Origin of the sequence: Candidatus Pelagibacter communis, from assembly GCF_001180225.1 — a bacterium.
In the GTDB taxonomy this organism is placed as follows: domain Bacteria; phylum Pseudomonadota; class Alphaproteobacteria; order Pelagibacterales; family Pelagibacteraceae; genus Pelagibacter; species Pelagibacter ubique_D.
This window is the reverse complement of the sequence record NZ_CVST01000040.1, coordinates 147421-162976: the sequence shown is the minus strand read 5'-3', so window position 1 is coordinate 162976 and position 15556 is coordinate 147421. Positions and strand designations below refer to the sequence as shown.

The following is a 15556-nucleotide window of genomic DNA, read 5'->3' as shown; positions in this document are numbered from 1 at the left end:
TTAATTATTTTTTTTCTTTTTCAGATTTTTTAAAAATATTTTTTAACCAATCAAATTTACCTTTTTTTTCCTCAGCTTTTTTAGATCCCTTTTTTTTACCCCAACCAGAATTTCCTTGTTTTTTCTTTGTACCTTTTTCTATAGGTCTGATCGTTAAATTTGGTCTAACTTTTTTTGTGCCTTCAGCAACGATTTTATCTCCTTTATTTAATCCATCTAAAATCTCTACAAATCCTAAATACCTATCACCTACAGTTACATTTGTTTTCATTACTTTATTTTTCTCATCCACTTTATATATAAAAATATTTTCACCTTCGACAATTGTGCTTGTGTCAGGTGCACTTAAACCATCTCTAACATTGTATTTAATTGAAATTTCTAAAAATGAACCTGGTAAAATTTCTCCAGATTTATTATCCATTTTTATTCTTGTAGCTAATGATCTGGTGTCTTGACTTATTCTGCTTGCGAAGGAGTCAACTTCACCTTTATAAATTTTATTTTTATATCCAGAAAACTTTATATCAACAGGTAAACCAACTTTTATAAATGGAACAAAAATTTCTGGTATATCCACATCGCAATACAGTGAGCTAGTATCTTCTAAATTAATTAATAGAGAAGATTTTGATACCTCTAAATCTTCAGAAAATTCTCTTTTCCCAATAACCCCATCAAATTGAGCAATAATTTTTCTATTCTTAAGATTAGCAACAACATCACCTTTTTTAACTTTTTTATTAAAATCTATTGGCTTTAATATCTCATACTTTTCAACCTTAAATGACTGAGTTTTAACTGGTGCTGCTGTTCCGTATGTACTTATAACATTTTCAAAAGTTCTCTCTTGTGTTGTGGTTACTATTATTCCAGGAGGAGGTCTTTTACTAAATTTTTTCTTAAAATGATTTCCAATCATTGTTCTGCCAATAATCACTATGGCAATAATTAAAAAGAAGATGACGATTATACTCGTGATTTTAGTTGATGTTTTCATAATTTAAATTCTTCCATATTCTGACCAAGATCCGTCATAAATGGTTGGGAGATATTTAGTATTAACTAAAGAATATGCAAGCGCTAAAACACAAGCAGTAACACCAGATCCACAAGAAAAAACTAAATTCTCCTCAAAATTTTTTGATATTTCTTGAAATAATTTATTTAAATCCTCTTTATTTTTAAAAGTCTTATTTTCATTTATTACCTCTACAAAAGGTAAACATACCGAATTTGGAATAGAACCACTTCTTACATTTTTTCTTGGATCTGGAGCTTTACCTTCAAATCTTTCTCTACTTCGCGCATCTACTATTTTAAATTCTTTTTTAGAAATATTTTTATCAATCAAGACTTTATTTTTTACAAGTTTAGATAACTCATTACCCTTATAATTAGATTTATTAAAATTTGCTGAAATATTTGAGGTCTCTTTATTTTCACTTTTCCATTTTTTAAAACCACCATCAAGAACATTCACCAATTTTGGATCATGACCAAAATAAATGAAATTATACCAGCCTCTGCATGAACTTATGACATTTGAATTATCATAAATTACAATTTGATCATCATTTGAAATTCCTAAGTTTGAAATTAAATCGTTCCAAACCTCTAAGCTTGGAAGCATATGAGGAAGGTCAGTGTTTTGTTTTGAATTCTTATCTAAATCAAAAAAAATAGCATTTGGGATATGCTCTTTATCAAATTCATCTTGAGCATTTCTATTTTCAGCAGGCATATGCCAAGAACAATCAATTATCTTCACTTTGTCGAGATTTTTTTCTAGCCAATCTGTATCAACTAATGACATACTATCTTTTTTCTAGATACTTTTGGTGATACTCTTCTGCTGTACAATAGTTTTTAGTTAATGAAATTTTTGTTACCACTTTGCCAGACAGTTTAATATTTTCTTTTTCTACCATCTTTTCAGCAATATTTTTTTGATCATCGTTTGTATAAAAAATTTCACTTCTATACTGAGTACCAAAGTCAGGCCCTTGAGAATTTAAGGTAGTGGGGTCATGAAATTTAAAAAAATGTTCAAGAATATTTTCATAAGAAATTATATTTGGATCAAATTCTAATTTAACTACTTCAGCATGATTGGTTGTACCAGAACAAACTTCTTTATAATTTGTTTTGTCAGAGTTACCTCCACAATATCCCACTTCTGTCTTTGCAACACCATCAAGTTTGCTGAATTTTATTTCTGGTCCCCAAAAACATCCTAAACCTAAAATTGCTATTTCCATTGATAAATACCTTAATTAATCTAAGTTAATCACATGTTATCGAAAAATCAATTGGGCTTTTTTTATATGTTTATATCTGTATGCGCTTTCTCGCTAATGGATTTAATTGTTAAATGGTCTGATGATTATCCAGTTGGGCAAGTTTTGTTTTTTAGAGGATTTTGTGGAATAATCCCAATTTTATTCCTTATCCCTAAAGATCGTTATTTTGATTTCTATAAAACAACGCGACCTGTGCTTCATTTTAAAAGATGCTTAGCAGGACTTATAGCTTTAGTTTCTATATTTATTGCACTTCGAAATTTACCTTTGGCAACTGTTGTAAGTATTTCCTTTGCCGCACCGATTTTTATTACAATTTTTTCAATTTTTTTATTAAATGAAAAAGTTGGATTATATAGATGGATGGCAGTGTTAGTTGGATTTTTAGGAATAATATTTATTACTGAGCCAGGTTTTAGTGCTTTAAATGTGTATTATATGTACCCAATTATTTTTTGTTTAGGTCTTTCCTATGTAGCAATTGCTATAAGAAAATTATCATCAACCGAACCTGCCTGGTTGATTAGTTTTTTCTTTTCATTCTCTATAATGCTTCTAAGTTTTTTATCGTTTTATCAGGGGTGGATCTTGCCAAGTTTACTTGATTTATTTTTGCTATCAATGGTTGGTATATTAGGTGGTCTTGCAAATTTATGGCTATCACAATCTTATAAATATTCAGAAGTTAGTTTGGTTTCTCCCTTAAAATATCTTGGATTAGTTTTTGCAATAATATTTGGATATTTTATTTGGAATGAAATACCAACTTCTAAAACTTTATTAGGTGCTTTATTAGTTATTGTTTCATCTATAATTATATTTAGAAGAGAAATGTATTTGAAAAAAAAACTATCTGTTTCACGTCATGAGTAAAACCCCATTATATTGGAATAAAGCAAAAAAGTATTTATCAAAAAAAGATAAAACTATGTCTTCTTTGATTAAAAAATATAAGTCACCATCAGAAACCGTTCTTACATCAAGGCGAGATGTTTTCTTTTCTCTTTGTAAAAGTATAATTGGTCAACAAATTAGTGTAGCCGCCGCTAACTCAGTTTTTTTAAAGTTTACAAAAAAGTGTAAAAACAAAATTAATGCAAAAACAGTGAATAAATTATCAAGCTCTCAATTAAAGAGCTGTGGATTAAGCAGACAAAAAGTTAAGGGTATAAAAAGTTTAGCAGAACAAGTATTAAATAAAACATTTAATCCTAAAGTTATTCCAGGTATGTCTGATGAAGAAGCAATTGTATACTTATCTAAACTTAGACAAATAGGAAGATGGTCAGCTGAAATGATTTTATTATTTACTTATAATCGTCCCGATATATGGCCTGTACAAGATATAGGACTTTTAAGAGCTATTTCAAAAAATTATAATAAAAAATATCTTCCACCAGAAAGCTATGTAAACTTATTACAAAAAAGATTTTCCCCATATTGTTCTGTAGCCACATGGTATCTTTGGAGAAGTATAGATCCTGAGCCTATTCAATATTAAAAGCTTCGACTATCTGTAAGTTTCTTTCGGTAGTATCTTTTGCGAGCGCCCAACCTTCTTGATATTCTTTAGAGTCATGACACTCCATAGCTTTTTCATAACTAGGAAATTCCCAAATTACTGTTCTTGGGTAAGTTTCTCCCTCTAAAGTATTAAATTTTCCTCCTCTTACTAATGGTACACCTCCATAACTTTTGATTATATCTGTAACTTTAGCTCCATATTTTTTAATATTTTCTTGGCTATCTATCTTTTTATACAAAGCAATCCAGTAAACCTTCATCATTTCTCCTTTTTAAATTTTTTTACTTATGATACTAAACTTCATGGCTGACAAACTCATAATCTCTTTTGATGAATATATAAAAATTGTTGAGAAACTGGCAATACAAATTCACAAGGAATACAAACCTACAGTTTTAATTGGTATTATGAGAGGTGCTGCACCGATCCTTGATATCTTATCGAGGATTTTAAAATTACCAATAGCCTACATTGTTATTCAAAGTTATTCAGGCGAAGGAATGGAAGATAAGCAGGGTGAACTTATGTTTGCTAGAGAAATAAGCTCATTAGCTAATAACGAGGATTTTAGTAAAGTTTTATTGATAGATGATCTTTCTGATACTGGTTTAACTTTAAATAAAAGTATTGAGTGGTTAAAAAATTATCCTCAAACAAAAAATTTTATAAAAGAAGTTAAAACTGCTTGTCTTTGGAAAAAAAAATCATCAACTTTCGAACCAGATTTCTGTCCAGTAAGACTAGATTCTGACCCATGGATTGTTCAGCCAACTGAACATTACGAGGAATTATCTATCGAAGAATTAATTAAAAGAAATTAGTTAACAGGGCTAGTTTACTAGCCCTGTTAAGATCTTATTTAACTTACAGCAAAACTTACAACACTAAGTATTGCAACTACCCATATTGCTGGAGAAGTGCTTGAAAACTTTCCAGTAAATATTTTAATTAATGCGTAAGAAACAAATGCTAGGGCAATTCCATTACTAATACTGTATGTTAACGGCATTGCTATCATTGCAAGTATCGCAGGAGCAGACTCAGAAATGTCGTTCCACTCAATATCTGTAATATTTCTTACAAAAAGAACAGACACAAAAAGTAGAGCTGCACCATCAATTTGTTTAGGTAAACTAGTTGCTAAAGGAGCAAAAAAGATACATGCTAAAAACAAAATACCTATTACAAGAGATGTCATTCCTGTTTTACCGCCTGCTTTTACACCGGCACCAGACTCAACATAACTTGTTACAGTAGTAGTCCCCATCATTGCACCTGCAACTGTTCCAACACTGTCAGATAACATTGCTTTATTGATATCTTGAACTTTTCCATCTTTACCAACTTTACCTGCAACGTTTGCAACAGAAGTTAAAGTTCCAGCCGTATCAAAGAAGTCGATAAACAATAAAGTAAAGATTACTGTAGACATACTAGCAGTCATTGCGGCAGACAGATCAAAATCAAAAAGATATGTCATTGGAGGAGGTGAGCTAGCTAAACCATTAAATTTAGCAAGTCCAGCAGCCCAAGCAATGATACTAAATACCAAAATTCCTATAATGATATTTCCTTTTACATTCATTTTTTCTAAAACAATGATTGCTATAAAAGTTGCACATCCTAAAAGAACTAATGGATCTCCAAGATTACCTAATTTAACTAAAGTAACAGGATCATCTACAACTACTTCCATAATTTGTAATCCGATAATCGCTAAAAATAACCCTATACCTGCACCAATTCCTAATTTTAAACTTTTTGGAATTGAGTTAATTAGCCATGCCCTTATGGGCGTTAAAGATATTATTAAGAATAATACACCTGCTACTAATACAGCACCAAGTGCTTCTTGAGGTGTGTACCCCATTCCAGCACATACACCAAATGCAACGAATGCGTTAATACCCATTCCGGGTGCAAGTCCTATTGGCCAAGTTTTTCCATAAAAAGCCATAATAAAACATGCTAAAGCTGTAGCTAAAATAGTAGCTGTATATACTGCGCCAAAATCAAAGAAACCTTTTTCGGGTCCGGCGAATTCTCCCGATAAGATAAATGGATTTAAAAACATTATATAAGCCATCGTTAAGAACGTTGTTGTTCCCGCTATGACTTCTGTTTTAAAATCTGTTTTGTGTTTTTTATAATTAAAATAATTATCAAGCATTTGTCCTCCTAATGTCAGATAAATATTTGATTCTATTGAATAATACTTTGAATAAGTCCATTTTATTCACAAAATTCAACCCACAAGTTTATATTTATGCCATATTTGTAATGATAGTGTTGTTATATGAAAAATTTGCGAATTTTATTTATTACGTTTTTTATCTTTTTATTTGTTTCAGGGTGTCAAACAGTAAAGCAAAAAACTGATGCTGCTATAGAAAATGAAAACAAAAAGTTGAGTGAATTTATTGGTCAATCAGCAAGTAAATTACAAATGGAACTTGGAAAACCTGATGAAGATTTTGAAAATGAAAAAGGTAATTTTATTTTTGTTTACAATACCAAGAAGTATGGATTTCCATGTGAGAGAAGATTTGAGATTAATCCAGATAAGATAGTAATTGGGTTTGCTTCTAATGGATGTTTTTAGGTTTTACCTGCGAGGATAAATCCTCGCAAGTAAGGGTAAACTTATTTAATTTCTATAAGTTTTTTCTTTTTGTGTTCTGGGATAATTCTTTCACAAGATATTGTTAAAAGACCATCTTTAAGTTCAGCACCATTAACTTTAACATCATCAGCAATAGTGAATGATCTTGCAAATTGTCTTTGAGAAATACCTTTATGAATTATTTCTCCATTAACTTCATTGTTTTCAGATTTATTAACTTGTTTTGTTCTTACCGTTAATAAATTATCTTCAAACTCAACCTCAACGTCATTTTTATTAAAACCAGCTAATGCAACTTCAATTGCATAATTATCCTTACCAGTTTTTCTGATGTTGTATGGGGGATAGTTTGATTGCATTGTCAAACCTCCATTACCCAACATACTTTCGAATTGCTCAAACATATCGTCAAAGCCAATTGAAAAAGGTCTTAGTGAGTTAAATATAGATAGATCCTTACTTGTCATAATATCCTCCTTTTTTAAGCAAGTTTATTTTAGGTAAGCCCCATTAGGCGACTTACATTGTATATTTAGGTATGATTAAAAAAATTTCAATATATGAGAAATTAAATTTTTTCTGAAATTTTTAATGCAAATGCGTAGTCGAGTGCAATTTCTTCTATTGCCCCATCTCTACCAGATTTACCTCCATGACCCGCATTCATTTCTGTTTTAAGGAGCAACAAATTATTATCAGTTTTATAGTCTCTAAGTTTAGCTGTAAATTTTGCAGGTTCATCAAACAAAACCCTGTTATCACTTAAACTAGTGGTTATTAGCATATGAGGGTAATCCATTTTTTTTATATTATTATATGGAGCATATGAATATATATAATCGAAGTGCTCCTTGTTATCTTTTGCATTTCCAAATTCATCAAATTCACCAACTGTAAGTGGCAAAGAGTGATCAAGATTTGTTGTTAATGAGTCCACAAAAGGAACAGCCATAATTATACCTAAAAATAATTCAGGAGCTTTATTTACAACTGCACCCATTAACAAGCCACCTGCAGATCCACCCATTCCAATTATTTTTCCTTTTGAGGTATAGTTGTTTTCTATCAAATATTTTGCAGCATAAATATAATCTTCAAACGTATTTTTTTTATTTGTTAACTTTCCTTCTTTCCACCATTTCATTCCTTTTTCCATTCCACCTCTAATGTGTGCAGTAGCCCAAATAATATTTCTATTTATTAAGCTCAGTCTTGTTGAGGAAAAACTTGGACTCATCGAACTACCATACGATCCGTATCCGTATAGTAACAAATTTGCTGTTCCGTCTATTTTTGTACTTTTATGTCTTGTAATCGTAAGTGGAACCATTCTTCCATCATGAGATTTAAACTCTATTCTCTCAACTATATAATCATCTGTATTATGGCCTGATGGTATTTCTTGTTCTTTTACAAGTATTTTAGATTTAGTTTTTAAATTGTATTTGTAAACTCTTGAGGGTGTTTTAGGTGAAGAGTATGAAACATAAACCTCATCTGTATCTCTATTTCTTTGAGTTAATGAAACACCAGGAACACACACTTTTTCGTCAGAAAAAATTAGTTCTTCTTCATTATTTGTTGAAGTATCAATAACAAATAATTTGTCCAAAGCATCTGATGTTTCGGATCTAATTATCCATTTATTTAAAAAAGAAAGTCCACCAATTAGCACTTCTTTTTTTGCAGGAATAAATGTCTCCCAATTCTGATTTTCTAATGTTTCTGAAATATCTATTTTAAAATCCTCTGCATCTTTATTTGTATGATTATAAAATTTTCCATTCCATGAATTTACAGAGTAAAGAATTCCCTTTTCTCGTTTAATTATTAATTTTGGATTTGGTTTTACTTCATTTACGTGAAAGTAATATTGCTCTGAAGTATTATGATCAGAAGTGTTTATGAAATAATATTTTTCATCAGAACTTAATCCAATACTAACAGTGAAAGCTTCACTTTTTTCCTCAAAGATTAGTTCATCTTCACTTTCAAAATTTCCAATTTTATGTCTATAAATTTTTCTAGCTCTATGATTTTCATCTAACTTTGAATAAAAAAGATACTTATCATCCAAGCTAAAAATTATACTTCCCGAGGTTTCTTTGATTTCTTTTGAAATTATTTTATTATTTTTAATATTTCTTACATAAATTGTATAATACTCAGAACCTTTGGTATCTAGTGAGTACCCAAGATATTGATCATTATTACTAACCTCTAAATCTCCAACTCCAAAATATTCCACATTTAATTTTTCTTTTTCTTTATCTCCATTCCAAATTTCTTCAATTTCTGACGAACCAATTTTTTTTCTTAATTTTATAGAGTAATTTCCTTTGGCAGTAGTTTTTGTCCAATATTCATATGAATGATCTTTAAAAGGTAAGCTTTCATCATCTAATTTTATTCTACCTTTAATTTCATCAAATAATATTTTTTGAGCATTTTTAGTATTTTTTAGATGATAATCAGTATATTCATTTTCATTTTCTAAATATTCTTTTACTTCTGGAAGAAGCTTAGTTTTGTCTTGCAAGACTTCTAAAATATTTTCTTGATGTATCCAGCTATAGTTATCTACCCACTCTATATTGTGACAAGATTTTAGCTCTGGTTTTTTTTTTAGATATGGTACTTTCATTTTTAACTGGAAATATATGAATTTTATAATTTATACATTATTAATTGTAGTTGGTTTATATTTTTTATTAAGGCTTTTTACTCAAGTTGCGTCAAAAAAAATATCAAAAGGTTTAAGAGTATTCTTATTTATAGTTTTAATTATCTTTGCAGTTTTGTTTGCAATCGGAGGTAAATTTTTACTTACTTTACCTCTTACTCTCGCGAGTCTTGCTCTTTTAAAATTGAAAGGTATGTCTATTTTTCAATTAATTTCATTGTACAGATTAATACAAACATTAAGAAATTCAGGCAGATTTTCATTTAATAACGCTGCATCAAATTTAAACACAATGTCTACTGAAGAAGCTTATCGTATACTTAATTTAAATCCCTCTAAAAATTTAACTAAAGAGGATGTAAATAAGGCATACATAAAAATACAAAAAAAAATTCATCCAGATATTTCTCCTGAGACTTCTAGGTTATCTACTTTAGTAAATGAAGCTAAAGAAATTGTTCTTAATGATATCAGCTAATTTTTAATTTATTTATTGTTTCGATTACTCTTTCTACAGAAATAAGGTTTGGATCTGCGTTTGTACCATGTGTTATATTCTCAATATTGTATCCATGAGGTACTAATCTAAAATAGTTTTTACTATAATCTGTGTAAGCTTTTGGAGCATCTAATAAAAATACAATACTTTTTTTACCTGATTGAGAAATTACATGAGAACCAAAAGAGTCGTTACCTACATACATGTCTGAAGCACATAAATAAGGTAAAACATCATAAATTTTTTTATCACTTAATGTCATAAAATTATCATTTTCTAAATTCGAAGTAATTTCATATTCAATTTCTTTTTCATTTGGACCGCATAGAATTAGAAAAAAATATTTCCCTGTTTTATTTAAACTGTTTACTAAATTAGAAAAATTTTTTGAACCCCATCTTGTTGTTGGTCCAGAAGATCCCACACCAAGCACTATTTTAAAATAATCATTTTTAATTTCAGATTTGATTTTCTCTAATCTTTCTTTTTTAATGTAAAATTTTGTTTCTGTTGGAGAATTTTTGATATTTAGTGTTTTTTCGGTAAATGATTTAGCTGACCTAATCAAATGTAAATTTTTTTTTTCATAAAATTTATAAGAATAAACATTTTTTATACCTGAAATTTTTGCTGCAAGATATATTCTTAAACTTGGGTAAAAAATTAATAAATTTTCAAAATTAAATTTTTTTAAAATTTTACTAAGTTTAAATATGTCAAAAAATTTTTTAGTAAATTTATCTAAGTAAAATACATTTTCAATTAATGGATCGTCAGCTAAAGCTTCTTTTAAATTTTTACAAAGTGTAATAATTGTAACTGGCCCGTGCTTTTTTGCTACTTCATGGCAGTATGCAAGATGTAATAAATTTGCACCCAGTCCAGAATAGCTTAAATATATTCCTGTATTCATAGTGAGTTATACATTTTTTTAATAAGTTTTTTCCCAACAATATTAAATTTAAAATTGTATGCTTTTTTTAGAAATAAAGAGTTTTTGCTATCACTAGCTAATAATTTGTTTTCTTGTTTTCTGAAATATTTTTTATTTATTGAGAAGTATTTTTTATAATCAAGTTTGTTTAAATAATAAGCTGTTTTTATTATTTCTTTCCCAGATAATTTTTTACCTGGTGAAATAATCAAATCCTTACTTCCAAGATTTGATACTTTTAATATTAATTTTACAACTTCTGTTATCCATGAGTAATCTCTAAATGTATTTATATTTCCAACTTCTACTTTTTTTTTATTTTTTGCGGCTAAGCAAATTTTTTTGATAAAAAAATCATCAGGTCTTAAAGGGGATTCAATCTGCATAAATACTAAGTTAAATAAATTTAACTTATATTTTCTGTATTTTTTCATTAACTTGAATACTTCTTTCTGCGTTTGGATATATGGATTTTTGTTTGTTGAGTATTTGCAATTTAGATTTACCAACCCTTTTTTTGGTGAAAATATATACCCAGAGTTTGCTTTAAAAAATTTTGTTTCTGACTTTTCTTTTTTTAAAATATCTAAGAAATTTTTAGTCCCAACATAATGAGATGAAAAAGTTGCTTTTTTTAATTTGATACTTTTTGGAATTGAGCTTTGCCCACTAAAATAAAAAATTTTTTTAGGATTATATTTATTTAAAATATGATTAATTTGTTTTTTATTATTTGTATTTAGTTTTTCAAAATTAACTTTTTTTTGTATTTTCAGATATTCATAATTAGTAAATTTTTTATTCAACTTTCTTGAGGTTACAATTATTTTTTCATTTTTCTTTAAAAGCTCTGCAGAAAGATATGCCCCTAATACACCTGATCCAATAATTAAGTTTACTTTTTTATTCATTTTTTTTTTGAATTATTATATTCTTTTAAAAAATATATGAGTTTATTAAAAGGTATTTATGCTGCATCAATGTCTGTGTTAAATGACGATTTAACATTAAACATTGACAAAACAATTGAGCATTCTGAGATGGTGATAGAAAATGGTTGCCATGGGGCTGCAATTTTTGGAAGTACAGGACAAGCTCAGCTGATACCAGTTGCTGAAAAAATTAAACTTCTAAACAAAATATCAACTAATAAATACAAAGATAATTTTATTATTGGTACAGGGTTAAATTCTTTAGGAGAAATAATAAATTTAATGAAAGTTGCAACATCATTGGATTTAGAAAAATTTTTAATTATGCCACCTGCATTTTATAAATATAGCGATGAAGATGTTTTTAATTTTTACTCCAGAATTGTAGAGTCAATTCCAAATGCTAAGATTGTATTATATAATTTTGAAAAACTTTGTGGATATAAATTCAGTGTGGAATGTGTTGAAAAACTAGCCAAAAATTTTCCAGATCAAATAGTTGGTGTTAAGGACAGTTCGTATAATCTTTTTGAAAATTTAAAGATAGATAATTTTTCTGTAATGCCAGGCTCAGAAACAAAATTATTAAAAGGACTAGGATTAGGTTGTTCGGGAATAATCACAGCAACATGTAACGCAACATCTAAACTTGCTAGAAAAGTATATGATGATTTTAATGATGGAAAAGAACAGGAAGTTAATACCAATTTATGTGATGTAAGAGGGACATTTGAAAAATATAATTTAATTTCTGGTTTACATACTTTTTTTAAGCATAAAGATAGTATTTATGAAAATTTGCTTCCTCCTTTGAGAATTCTTAATAAAGAGGAAGAATTTGATCTTTTAAATAAATTAGAGAAATTAGATTTTTCGTTTAAATCATCTATGGCAGCTTAATATGCAATTAGCAAGGTTCTTAAATAGTGTTTTTAAGAAAGATGGTTTTATCCTAGTTGATGCAAATTCTAAAAGTTATATAATTGGAAATCCCGAGAATGAAAATCCTATAAAAGTTAAAATATTAAATAAAAAACTTCATTATAAACTTTTATTTCATCCTGATCTATATTTTGGAGAAGCTTATACAGATGGAGAAATAGTTATTGAGAACGGTAGTCTTACAGACTTTTTAGATTTGTCTTTGATGAATTTTGGCAGAGGAGATTTAAATTTTTTTAGTTACTTAATTAATAGATTGAGAGGATCATACAGATATCTAACAAATTTTAATTTTATCAAAAAATCTAAAATGAATGTTTCACATCATTATGATATCAAAGATGACCTTTATGATTTATTTTTAGATCCTAAAAGACAATATTCTTGTGCTTATTTCAAAAATGAAAATGATACTCTAGAGACTGCTCAAAATAATAAAATTCAGCATATAATTAAAAAATTAAATATAAAGCCAAATCAAAAAGTATTAGATATTGGATGTGGGTGGGGATCTTTAGCTGTTGATATAGCTAAATCAGCAAATTGTGAAGTAACTGGAATCACTTTATCAGAGAATCAATTTAAATATTGCAAACAAAAAGCTAAAGAACTGAATTTAGAAAATCAATTAACATTTAAGTTGATGGATTATAGGGAGCTGGATGAAAAATTTGATAGAATTGTAAGTGTTGGAATGTTTGAACATGTGGGAAGAAAATTTTACAAAAAGTTTTTCTCACAAGTTGAAAAACTTCTTAAAGATGATGGAGTTTCGTTAATTCATACCATTGGATCAGTAAATCCTCCAAGAGATCCTCATCCATGGATTACAAAATACATATTTCCAGGTGGATATACACCAAGTTTAAGTGAAGTAACTACTCCAATCGAAAAAGCAGGCTTAATTGTTGCTGATATTGAGGTATTAAGAATGCATTATTCTCACACATTAAGAAATTGGAAAGAAAATTGCCTAAAGAATAAAGATAAAATTATTAATATGTTCGATGAGCGTTTTTTTAGAATGTGGGAATTTTATTTAGCAGGTTGTGAAATGGCTTTTAAATGGGGAGACCAAGTTGTATATCAATTTCAACTTACGAAAAACTATACTTCAACACCTGTTACAAGAGACTATATTTATCAATAATTTATTGATAAATAATAAATTCCTTTAAATGAAAAAAATAAAAAAAAAACAAAGTAAATCTGTTAAAAAAAGTAAGAAAAAATCTCAGCTAAAATCTAAAAAATCTAAAAAAATTTCTAAAGTTAAAAAAACAAAATCTAAGATTAACAAAAGTAATAAAAGAAAAACCAAAAAAAAAAATAATTTAAGAGTTAAAACAAAAAAAATAGTTATTAGAAAAACTAAAAAAAAAAGTTTTTTATTAAAAATAATTAATTTTCAAAATTCACTTAAACCTGAATTCAAATTTAAAATAAATATTAATATAGAAAAATATATTCAAGCATTTTTTGATAAAATTTCTGAAACAATCAGTAATTATAAGGATCTTAAAAAAGAAGAGCAGAGAAGAATAAAACTTGAAAAACAGGAACAAGAAAGACAGGAAAAATTAGCCATACAGCTAGAGAAGCAAAAAGAACAAGAATTAAAGTTAAAACTAAATGAACAAGTATTAAAAGAAGAAATTAGATTAGAAAAACAAAGAAAAAAAGAAATTAAGTTATTCCTAAGAAAAGAGCAGGCATTATTAAGAATTGAACAAGCTGAAAAACAGAAGAAATTTTTACAACAATTAAAATTAGAAAAACAAATTGAAAAATTTAGAGTAAGGGAAGTTAAAGAATTAGAAAAATTAGAAAAAATATCATTAAAAGAAAAAAGAGAAGATTATGCAGGACTTCAACAGAGAATTGAGAAGTTAAAAGAGAAATATCGAATAATCAGAGATCAAAAAATAAGAGAAAGAGTAGAAGCTTTAGGAGTTAAAATTCAAGGTGATGAAGATAGGGAAACATTACTAAGGAAAGAAAAAGAGTATACTTTAGCAAGGCAAAAAATTGAGTTTGCTCTTGAGAGCTTTTATAGAAGTGCTAGCAGTTTAGTTTTCCAATTAAATAAAAGGCATATCACAAGACACATGTCTATTTTTCGATGTATAGATAGAAGATTTGAAACAGGTGAGATATTTGTTAAGTGGGATGAGGCTCCTGATGAAGAGTGGTTATTATTAATTTATATTAAAAATAATTCTCCTGATGAAGGTATAGTGATTGAAGATAAAACTAATCCTGAGAAAAATATCTCTCACGAATTTAAAAATAATGAAATATTTAAGGCTTCAGACACTATGGTGGACTCCTTAACTCAACTAATTGCAAGAAAAAGAGCGAAAAATAACAATTAATTATTACATTTAATTTAAGTATTATTAGTTATGCTTTATGGAATAATTGCAATGGTAATTTTGTATGTGTTCTTAAGTTATATACTTGCTTGGATCAGATACTTTAATAGTCAGGACGAAAGGTTAGGACAATCAACCTGGAGATGGAGTTATGATTATGAAGTTGATGGAGAAAGAGACATATCCGATTTAGATGACAAGAATTTTGTAAGATTAAGAAGAAAGAGAAATAAAATTATTACCCTTATGTATTCAGTAGTTTTAATTATGTTTATTCTTTCAATGTCTTTATTAAGTCAAATTTTGATATTTTTTCTTAACTAATTTTTTAATTGTTTTTTATTTTTTAAATATAAGAAATAAGCAACTATTTCATATCCATATTTAAAAATTGTAAAGATAATAGGAAGTTTGAAAAAACTATATAAGAATTTATATTTTGGTATTCTCTTCCATACATAAAGAAAAGCTTCTGCACCTTCAATTACTTGATCGTTTTCTTTAATGTGCAATCTTCTTAAAAGTTCTTTGTCATTTTTCGAAGTTTCTTTTTCTGCTTCTTTGTTATTTGTAATATCTATCCAATCAATATCTTCAATATTTTCTTTTTTATACATATTGATTTCTGATCTGCAAATTTTGCAAGAGTTATTAAAATAAACTTTCATAGAAAATTATATTAACTTTAAAATTAAGCATGTAAATGCGCCAAATGATTAGTTGAAAATTAATAATAAAGC

At 27.8% G+C, this 15556-nt stretch carries 19 protein-coding genes; 9 read left to right on the top strand and 10 right to left on the bottom strand.

All coding sequences use genetic code 11. The features are described 5' to 3' along the window. Window positions 1-4 precede the first annotated feature (4 nt). Genes AMN99_RS03595 through msrA form a run of 3 tightly spaced genes read right to left on the bottom strand, consistent with a single transcriptional unit; the run spans window position 5 to window position 2261 of the window. Window positions 5-1000 carry an efflux RND transporter periplasmic adaptor subunit gene (locus tag AMN99_RS03595; RefSeq protein ID WP_075506469.1) on the bottom strand — a complete coding sequence of 332 codons (996 nt, stop codon included), beginning with the start codon at window positions 998-1000 and terminating at the stop codon, window positions 5-7. A gap of 3 nt (window positions 1001-1003) precedes the next feature. Beyond that, a complete protein-coding gene (locus AMN99_RS03590; RefSeq protein WP_075506468.1) occupies window positions 1004-1816 on the bottom strand; it encodes a rhodanese-like domain-containing protein in 813 nt (270 codons plus the stop codon). Between the two features lies 1 nt (window position 1817). Further along, entirely contained in the window at window positions 1818-2261 is a 444-nt protein-coding gene (gene msrA, locus AMN99_RS03585; RefSeq protein WP_075506467.1) for a peptide-methionine (S)-S-oxide reductase MsrA, read from the bottom strand. 33 nt (window positions 2262-2294) lie between these two features. Here msrA and AMN99_RS03580 point away from each other — a divergent pair, with 33 nt between their 5' ends. After that, complete coding sequence (locus AMN99_RS03580) at window positions 2295-3176, top strand: DMT family transporter (RefSeq protein WP_075506466.1); 882 nt, start codon at window positions 2295-2297, stop codon at window positions 3174-3176. After that, on the top strand, window positions 3169-3804 hold the full coding sequence (locus tag AMN99_RS03575) for a DNA-3-methyladenine glycosylase family protein (RefSeq protein WP_075506465.1): 636 nt from the start codon (window positions 3169-3171) through the stop codon (window positions 3802-3804). Before AMN99_RS03580 ends, AMN99_RS03575 begins: the two co-directional genes overlap by 8 nt. Here the strand turns inward: AMN99_RS03575 and AMN99_RS03570 are convergent. Continuing rightward, on the bottom strand, window positions 3791-4087 hold the full coding sequence (locus AMN99_RS03570) for a DUF1330 domain-containing protein (RefSeq protein ID WP_075506464.1): 297 nt from the start codon (window positions 4085-4087) through the stop codon (window positions 3791-3793). The genes AMN99_RS03575 and AMN99_RS03570 overlap by 14 nt on opposite strands. 43 nt (window positions 4088-4130) lie before the next feature. On the opposite strand from AMN99_RS03570, the gene AMN99_RS03565 reads away from it, so the two are divergent. After that, a complete protein-coding gene (locus tag AMN99_RS03565; RefSeq protein ID WP_425304636.1) occupies window positions 4131-4649 on the top strand; it encodes a phosphoribosyltransferase in 519 nt (172 codons plus the stop codon). Window positions 4650-4687: 38 nt separating this feature from the next. Here the strand turns inward: AMN99_RS03565 and AMN99_RS03560 are convergent, their stop codons facing one another. Beyond that, window positions 4688-5998: an NCS2 family permease gene (locus tag AMN99_RS03560; protein WP_075506462.1), complete on the bottom strand. Its 1311-nt coding sequence runs from the start codon at window positions 5996-5998 to the stop codon at window positions 4688-4690. Between the two features lie 126 nt (window positions 5999-6124). Here AMN99_RS03560 and AMN99_RS03555 point away from each other — a divergent pair, with 126 nt between their 5' ends. Further along, entirely contained in the window at window positions 6125-6430 is a 306-nt protein-coding gene (locus AMN99_RS03555) for a hypothetical protein (protein WP_075506461.1), read from the top strand. Between the two features lie 41 nt (window positions 6431-6471). Here the strand turns inward: AMN99_RS03555 and AMN99_RS03550 are convergent, their stop codons facing one another. Both AMN99_RS03550 and AMN99_RS03545 read right to left on the bottom strand, forming a co-directional pair. Then, window positions 6472-6918, bottom strand: a complete 447-nt coding sequence (locus AMN99_RS03550) for an Hsp20 family protein (protein ID WP_075506460.1) — start codon at window positions 6916-6918, stop codon at window positions 6472-6474. Between the two features lie 101 nt (window positions 6919-7019). Beyond that, window positions 7020-9095, bottom strand: coding sequence for a S9 family peptidase (locus AMN99_RS03545; RefSeq protein WP_075506459.1), 2076 nt, complete (start codon window positions 9093-9095; stop codon window positions 7020-7022). A 16-nt stretch (window positions 9096-9111) separates the two neighbouring features. Here AMN99_RS03545 and AMN99_RS03540 point away from each other — a divergent pair, with 16 nt between their 5' ends. Beyond that, window positions 9112-9612: a J domain-containing protein gene (locus AMN99_RS03540; RefSeq protein ID WP_075506458.1), complete on the top strand. Its 501-nt coding sequence runs from the start codon at window positions 9112-9114 to the stop codon at window positions 9610-9612. Here AMN99_RS03540 and AMN99_RS03535 read toward each other — a convergent pair. Together AMN99_RS03535 and AMN99_RS03530 are read right to left on the bottom strand one after the other, a co-directional pair. Continuing rightward, entirely contained in the window at window positions 9605-10546 is a 942-nt protein-coding gene (locus tag AMN99_RS03535; protein WP_075506457.1) for a glycosyltransferase family 9 protein, read from the bottom strand. The two genes, AMN99_RS03540 and AMN99_RS03535, sit on opposite strands and share 8 nt — an antisense overlap. Further along, complete coding sequence (locus tag AMN99_RS03530) at window positions 10543-11478, bottom strand: GDP-mannose 4,6-dehydratase (RefSeq protein ID WP_075506456.1); 936 nt, start codon at window positions 11476-11478, stop codon at window positions 10543-10545. The genes AMN99_RS03535 and AMN99_RS03530 overlap by 4 nt, the downstream gene beginning before the upstream one ends. A gap of 36 nt (window positions 11479-11514) precedes the next feature. Between AMN99_RS03530 and AMN99_RS03525 the strand changes: the two genes are divergently transcribed. The 4 genes from AMN99_RS03525 to AMN99_RS03510 are packed head-to-tail and all read left to right on the top strand — an operon-like array spanning window position 11515 to window position 15140. Continuing rightward, entirely contained in the window at window positions 11515-12399 is an 885-nt protein-coding gene (locus AMN99_RS03525; RefSeq protein ID WP_075506455.1) for a dihydrodipicolinate synthase family protein, read from the top strand. A gap of 1 nt (window position 12400) precedes the next feature. Beyond that, entirely contained in the window at window positions 12401-13591 is a 1191-nt protein-coding gene (locus AMN99_RS03520) for an SAM-dependent methyltransferase (protein ID WP_075506454.1), read from the top strand. Between the two features lie 28 nt (window positions 13592-13619). Further along, entirely contained in the window at window positions 13620-14816 is a 1197-nt protein-coding gene (locus AMN99_RS03515; RefSeq protein ID WP_075506453.1) for a hypothetical protein, read from the top strand. Between the two features lie 30 nt (window positions 14817-14846). Next, window positions 14847-15140: a hypothetical protein gene (locus AMN99_RS03510; RefSeq protein ID WP_075506452.1), complete on the top strand. Its 294-nt coding sequence runs from the start codon at window positions 14847-14849 to the stop codon at window positions 15138-15140. On the opposite strand, the gene AMN99_RS03505 is transcribed toward AMN99_RS03510, so the two are convergent. Beyond that, window positions 15137-15484 carry a DCC1-like thiol-disulfide oxidoreductase family protein gene (locus AMN99_RS03505; protein WP_075506451.1) on the bottom strand — a complete coding sequence of 116 codons (348 nt, stop codon included), beginning with the start codon at window positions 15482-15484 and terminating at the stop codon, window positions 15137-15139. The two genes, AMN99_RS03510 and AMN99_RS03505, sit on opposite strands and share 4 nt — an antisense overlap. Window positions 15485-15556 lie beyond the last annotated feature (72 nt).

What these genes read in the sequence shown, in the direction of transcription:
- AMN99_RS03595 (WP_075506469.1), bottom strand. Translation starts at nt 1,000, where the DNA reads ATGAAAACATCAACTAAAATCACGAGTATAATCGTCATCTTCTTTTTA.
- AMN99_RS03590 (WP_075506468.1), bottom strand. Translation starts at nt 1,816, where the DNA reads ATGTCATTAGTTGATACAGATTGGCTAGAAAAAAATCTCGACAAAGTG.
- msrA (WP_075506467.1), bottom strand. Translation starts at nt 2,261, where the DNA reads ATGGAAATAGCAATTTTAGGTTTAGGATGTTTTTGGGGACCAGAAATA.
- AMN99_RS03580 (WP_075506466.1), top strand. Translation starts at nt 2,295, where the DNA reads ATGTTATCGAAAAATCAATTGGGCTTTTTTTATATGTTTATATCTGTA.
- AMN99_RS03575 (WP_075506465.1), top strand. Translation starts at nt 3,169, where the DNA reads ATGAGTAAAACCCCATTATATTGGAATAAAGCAAAAAAGTATTTATCA.
- AMN99_RS03570 (WP_075506464.1), bottom strand. Translation starts at nt 4,087, where the DNA reads ATGAAGGTTTACTGGATTGCTTTGTATAAAAAGATAGATAGCCAAGAA.
- AMN99_RS03565 (WP_425304636.1), top strand. Translation starts at nt 4,131, where the DNA reads ATGGCTGACAAACTCATAATCTCTTTTGATGAATATATAAAAATTGTT.
- AMN99_RS03560 (WP_075506462.1), bottom strand. Translation starts at nt 5,998, where the DNA reads ATGCTTGATAATTATTTTAATTATAAAAAACACAAAACAGATTTTAAA.
- AMN99_RS03555 (WP_075506461.1), top strand. Translation starts at nt 6,125, where the DNA reads ATGAAAAATTTGCGAATTTTATTTATTACGTTTTTTATCTTTTTATTT.
- AMN99_RS03550 (WP_075506460.1), bottom strand. Translation starts at nt 6,918, where the DNA reads ATGACAAGTAAGGATCTATCTATATTTAACTCACTAAGACCTTTTTCA.
- AMN99_RS03545 (WP_075506459.1), bottom strand. Translation starts at nt 9,095, where the DNA reads ATGAAAGTACCATATCTAAAAAAAAAACCAGAGCTAAAATCTTGTCAC.
- AMN99_RS03540 (WP_075506458.1), top strand. Translation starts at nt 9,112, where the DNA reads ATGAATTTTATAATTTATACATTATTAATTGTAGTTGGTTTATATTTT.
- AMN99_RS03535 (WP_075506457.1), bottom strand. Translation starts at nt 10,546, where the DNA reads ATGAATACAGGAATATATTTAAGCTATTCTGGACTGGGTGCAAATTTA.
- AMN99_RS03530 (WP_075506456.1), bottom strand. Translation starts at nt 11,478, where the DNA reads ATGAATAAAAAAGTAAACTTAATTATTGGATCAGGTGTATTAGGGGCA.
- AMN99_RS03525 (WP_075506455.1), top strand. Translation starts at nt 11,515, where the DNA reads ATGAGTTTATTAAAAGGTATTTATGCTGCATCAATGTCTGTGTTAAAT.
- AMN99_RS03520 (WP_075506454.1), top strand. Translation starts at nt 12,401, where the DNA reads ATGCAATTAGCAAGGTTCTTAAATAGTGTTTTTAAGAAAGATGGTTTT.
- AMN99_RS03515 (WP_075506453.1), top strand. Translation starts at nt 13,620, where the DNA reads ATGAAAAAAATAAAAAAAAAACAAAGTAAATCTGTTAAAAAAAGTAAG.
- AMN99_RS03510 (WP_075506452.1), top strand. Translation starts at nt 14,847, where the DNA reads ATGCTTTATGGAATAATTGCAATGGTAATTTTGTATGTGTTCTTAAGT.
- AMN99_RS03505 (WP_075506451.1), bottom strand. Translation starts at nt 15,484, where the DNA reads ATGAAAGTTTATTTTAATAACTCTTGCAAAATTTGCAGATCAGAAATC.